General features: G+C 42.8%; 4 protein-coding genes. 3 read left to right on the top strand and 1 reads right to left on the bottom strand.

Annotated features, from left to right (window positions below; all coding sequences use genetic code 11):
* Positions 1 to 196 precede the first annotated feature (196 nt).
* From AN944_RS20810 to AN944_RS20800, 3 genes are all read left to right on the top strand, one after another.
* Positions 197 to 487: a putative quinol monooxygenase gene (locus AN944_RS20810; protein ID WP_055026561.1), complete on the top strand. Its 291-nt coding sequence runs from the start codon at positions 197 to 199 to the stop codon at positions 485 to 487.
* Between the two features lie 82 nt (positions 488 to 569).
* Positions 570 to 1652 carry an L-dopachrome tautomerase-related protein gene (locus tag AN944_RS20805; protein WP_055026560.1) on the top strand — a complete coding sequence of 361 codons (1083 nt, stop codon included), beginning with the start codon at positions 570 to 572 and terminating at the stop codon, positions 1650 to 1652.
* 194 nt (positions 1653 to 1846) lie between these two features.
* The gene (locus AN944_RS20800; protein WP_055026559.1) at positions 1847 to 2032 is read left to right on the top strand and encodes a hypothetical protein; all 186 of its coding nucleotides are present in this window, start codon (positions 1847 to 1849) and stop codon (positions 2030 to 2032) included.
* A gap of 148 nt (positions 2033 to 2180) precedes the next feature.
* On the opposite strand, the gene AN944_RS20795 is transcribed toward AN944_RS20800, so the two are convergent.
* On the bottom strand, positions 2181 to 3500 hold the full coding sequence (locus AN944_RS20795; RefSeq protein WP_055026558.1) for a tyrosine-type recombinase/integrase: 1320 nt from the start codon (positions 3498 to 3500) through the stop codon (positions 2181 to 2183).
* Positions 3501 to 3784: the final 284 nt, after the last annotated feature.

Here is a 3784-nt window from a genome sequence, read left to right as displayed (position 1 = left end):
GGGTATCACGTGAACTTTGGCAAGCTCATATGGGCAACCAGCACCTTGCTGACTACATGACAGCAACCGAAGGCTCTGTCGCAAGTTTCGCTGTCAACGAAATGACCAAGATCGCTTAGTTAAAAATTAACGTATTTAAACATTCAATTATCAAAATTACCGACGATTTCGGTATCAAATTTAAAAGGAACATCCCATGACTACATTAACGATTGTTGCAAACATCAAAGCTAATGACGACAAAATTGAACTGGTGAAAGCCGAGCTACTAAAGCTTATCGACATTACTCGCGCTGAAGAAGGTTGCATCAACTATGACCTTCATCAAGACAACGAAAACCCAGCGCATTTTACTTTTTATGAAAACTGGGTATCACGTGAACTTTGGCAGGCTCATATGGGCAACCAGCACCTTGCGGACTACATGACAGCAACGGAAGGCTCTGTCGCAAGCTTCACAGTCAACGAAATGACTAAGATCGCGTAACGACAACATAAAACAAGCTTGTTATAGCACTATGCCCTGACTAAAACGGTTAGGACATCAAAGAACACCAATGAGGCTCGACATGAAAAAAATCAAAATCTTACTAACACTTGCGACTGCGATGATAGTTAACACAGCGCAAGCGGCTGATATCGAAGTGGTTGCCAAGCTTGATGGCACACGACCAGGGAACATTACAGTAACGAAGCAGGGGCGTACTTTCCTTTCTATGCAACCCCTTGATGCACCTGAACTTCGTGTTGTTGAATTGATGAAGGATGGCTCAACCAAAGCATTTCCAACCCAAGACTGGGCAGATGGTCCAGATAAAGGTGAGGTTGGTTTGGCTTCAGTAATCGGTATTGATAGTACCGATGATGGTGTTGTGTGGGTGTTAGATATGGGCAGTGAAACTTCGCCTTCGCAAATTGTTGCATGGGATACCGTCAACGATAAGCTATTTAAACGCATTGAAATTGGAAAAGACGTACAGGTCGGTAACTCTTTTTTACAGGATTTTGCATTAGATACACTGCGTAACCAGATGTACATTGCCGATACGAGTTTAGGTAATCTGTATGGCGAAGCTGCGCCTGCCTTTGTTGTTGTAGATTTAAATACAGGTAAATCTCGCCGCGTTTTGCAATCAAATAAAGCACTGCTTTCACCTGAGCATGAAGTTGTGATTGATAGTTCTCGTATGGCGACAAAGCGTGAAGATGGTAGCGTTGATGCGCTTTATCTTGGTGTGAATCCAATCACTATTGATGCAAATAATGAATGGCTATATTTTGGTACAGTCAATGGTAGTGCTATCTACCGTATTCCTGCCGCTGCTCTTGCTAACACAGCGCTTAGTGAAGATGCATTGGCCGAGCAGATTGAATTTTTCAGTGAAAAACGTCCAAGTGATGGCATGATTATCGCAGATAACGGTGATATCTATGTCGGTGATATTGAGAAAAATGCTGTTGGTGTGGTGAATAAAGACGGCTACAAAATCTTTGCACAAGATGACAAGTTATTGTCATGGGCAGATGGTTTCTCTATCCAGGGTGATTACTTGTACGTCACTCAAAACTCTCTTCACTTCCACCCTGCTTTCAACGAAGGCGAAGAAGGTTCAACCAAGCCATACCATGTGCTTCGAATCAAACTTAACTAATTGATGGTCTTTATGGCGGGAGTCATTCTCTCCTGCCCTTATTTTTCAATTCAATAGCGAGCCCATCATGAAAAATTCACGATAAAACCGAGTCGAGACCTTATCCAGATGTCTGAATTTGCCTCATCTGCTGTTGGCGGAGGTGATGTGATTGCTGACGGTAGCAAGGTTACACATCTTCAGGTTGGAACCGCGTGGTTGGTCTGTTTTTTCCGACTTGGAACACTGTCGCGATCAATCAAGGTAGCAACGATGTGGCCAGAGGCGGAGGCAGTACTGATGGTATGTTAGCTCAGGAAGTGGTTGGTCATGAAGATCGCTTTATAACTTTTCCAGATCACCTTTCTTACGAAGAAGCATCAACTGTAGTGGATCAGTAAATTTGGCCACATAGTCAGAACTCTAGACATAAGGAAAAGTAAGTCTAATCGCGTGTCTTGAAATTAGCCTTAATCCTGCTCTAGCTTGTTTTGGGGCAGAAATGAGCTACACACTCCTCTATCACTTTCGAATAAACACACCCGATCATCAAATATTATATTCAAGTCGCTCAATGTATTTGAGTAATGCCCTAGCCTGCATATCCTTCCCATAGCGGCCGTAGGTGATGTTTGGGTTTGCGTGGCCAACTATCTGCGCCACAATATGTTCGCTGATATCCAAACGCTTAAACTCATCGATAAAAGTGTGTCTTAGACTATAAGCCGTTGGTCGTTGACTCGCTTTCATGCCAATGCAGGTTTGTAATATCGATAGGTGCTTACAATAGGTCTTTGACCAATCTTCCACTAACCCCACTGGTTTATAATTAAACAACTGGGGATGTTTTTTACGTGTTTTTACAAATTCAATAAAGCCCTGCTCTATCAAGGTTTGGTGGATTGGAATACTGCGTCTTGCATTGGCATTCTTAATACGTTGCCCTTTGCCGCTGTCATCAACGTTAATGCAATGAATACCTTCGATTACGACGATGTCACTGGGCTTTAACTGACACGCCTCTGATGGCCTTAGGCCGCCATAAAGCATCAATCGGGTGACCCACTTAAAATCCGCTGTTGAAGCTTTAAATTCGGCTGAATGTATCAGCCTTTTTAGTTCACTCGTATCCCAACGGTCTCTTTCTTGGTTGGCTTTAACTTTGGGCTTTTGCCCTACTGTCACATTTTCAAAAGGGTTATGGCTGCAGTAGTTCATTAACTTGCACCACTTAAAAAACTGAAATACGGCCGCTAAGTATTCTTTATTACTTTTATAGCTTCTGCCCTGTGTGAGTAGCTCATCACGGTACTTCATCGCATCAGCCGAGGTGATATCGTTAACGCAAATAGCTTGGGTGCTTTTTGGTGACCAGTTGCCGATTGTTGGCAGTAACTTAATGAAGTGACAGGTTCGCTGTTCAAGTTGTTTAATAGAGAGTGGTCTAATGCCTGACTTCTCTTTTGAAGTAACAAAACCTGCTAGAGCATCATGTAACGTCACCACGGACATTGCTTGAGCTACAGCCGTGGTTTCACGGTGTTGTGACAGCTTAGTGTCTCTAATGGGGATGCTATAACTTGCTGGCTTTGTACTGATGGTTGACTTGTTTTTCTCAAATTCACTGCGAAGACTGTTAATCACTTCATCAACATAACGAATAAAGTCATTGATACAGGTTTGATGGTCTATGGTATTGATGATTTTTTTCAGCGTGCCTGCGACATCGATATTGCGAATAACCGCTTGTGCTCTGTCACGAGTCAACAAAGAAACTTTAATATCAAAAGGAAAGCCTTTATCGCGTAACGATTTGGCTAAACAGATACGTGTGAAGTACACGTTATTAGGAGCTCTATAAAGGTACATTGTCTGAGTCAATCCTCTCAGAAAGCCCCTCAAACGCCAGAAACAAAAAAGCCATTGATAATCAACGGCTTTTCTCGTATTTAATATGGCGGAGAGATAGGGATTTGAACCCTACATTGATTACGCTACAAACCCATTGCCAATATTTCAAAATACAGAAAGCAAAAAGCCCGTTACTTTGCAGTAACGGGCTTCTCTAAATATGGCGGAGAGATAGGGATTTGAACCCTAGATGGGCTACAAACCCATGCCGGTTTTCAAGACCGGTGCATTCGACCACTCTG

This window comes from Shewanella sp. P1-14-1, from assembly GCF_001401775.1.
In the GTDB taxonomy this organism is placed as follows: domain Bacteria; phylum Pseudomonadota; class Gammaproteobacteria; order Enterobacterales; family Shewanellaceae; genus Shewanella; species Shewanella japonica.
The sequence above is the reverse complement of the archived record's forward strand: the minus strand, read 5'-3'. Positions and strand labels throughout refer to the sequence as shown.